Genomic DNA, 548 nt, shown 5'->3' on the forward strand with positions numbered 1-548 from the left:
TTTTTACCATACATGAGGAATCTGTTCACTAAGTCTGTTATATGGCACCGACGCCCTGGATAAAGTGCAACATTCATGATTAGACTTTATTATGGCTCGGTAGCTCAGTCGGTAGAGCAGAGGACTGAAAATCCTCGTGTCGGCGGTTCGATTCCGTCCCGAGCCACCATTATCACTACAACTTAATACGCCGGTGTAGCTCAACTGGTAGAGCAACTGACTTGTAATCAGTAGGTTGGGGGTTCAAGTCCTCTCGCCGGCACCACTATGGAGGATTAGCGAAGTGGCCAAACGCATCAGACTGTAAATCTGCTCCCTTACGGGTTCGGTGGTTCGAATCCATCATCCTCCACCAGTTTTTAGGGGCATAGTTTAAAGGTAGAACAACGGTCTCCAAAACCGTTGGTGTGGGTTCAATTCCTGCTGCCCCTGCCAATTAACTTTTTGAAGTAATAATGCATATGGCGATCGTGGCGAAGTGGTTAACGCACCGGTTTGTGGATCCGGCATTCGGGGGTTCAATTCCCCTCGATCGCCCCTTTGTTTTT

Annotated in this window: 5 tRNA genes; all 5 read left to right on the plus strand. The window is 48.4% G+C overall.

Going from position 1 to position 548, the window contains the following annotated elements:
* The first annotated feature begins 93 nt into the window (after window positions 1–93).
* The 5 genes from CHH60_RS22165 (at window position 94) to CHH60_RS22185 (ending at window position 537) form a co-directional block, all read left to right on the plus strand.
* Window positions 94–169 (plus strand) — tRNA-Phe (locus CHH60_RS22165).
* A gap of 20 nt (window positions 170–189) precedes the next feature.
* A tRNA-Thr gene (locus CHH60_RS22170) sits at window positions 190–265 on the plus strand.
* 4 nt (window positions 266–269) lie between these two features.
* Window positions 270–355 (plus strand) — tRNA-Tyr (locus tag CHH60_RS22175).
* Between the two features lie 6 nt (window positions 356–361).
* Window positions 362–435 (plus strand) — tRNA-Trp (locus CHH60_RS22180).
* A 29-nt stretch (window positions 436–464) separates the two neighbouring features.
* A tRNA-His gene (locus tag CHH60_RS22185) sits at window positions 465–537 on the plus strand.
* The last annotated feature ends 11 nt before the right edge of the window (window positions 538–548 follow it).

Origin of the sequence: Paenibacillus sp. 7523-1 (assembly GCF_002276415.1) — a bacterium.
GTDB classification, from domain to species: Bacteria; Bacillota; Bacilli; order Paenibacillales; family Paenibacillaceae; genus Paenibacillus; species Paenibacillus illinoisensis_A.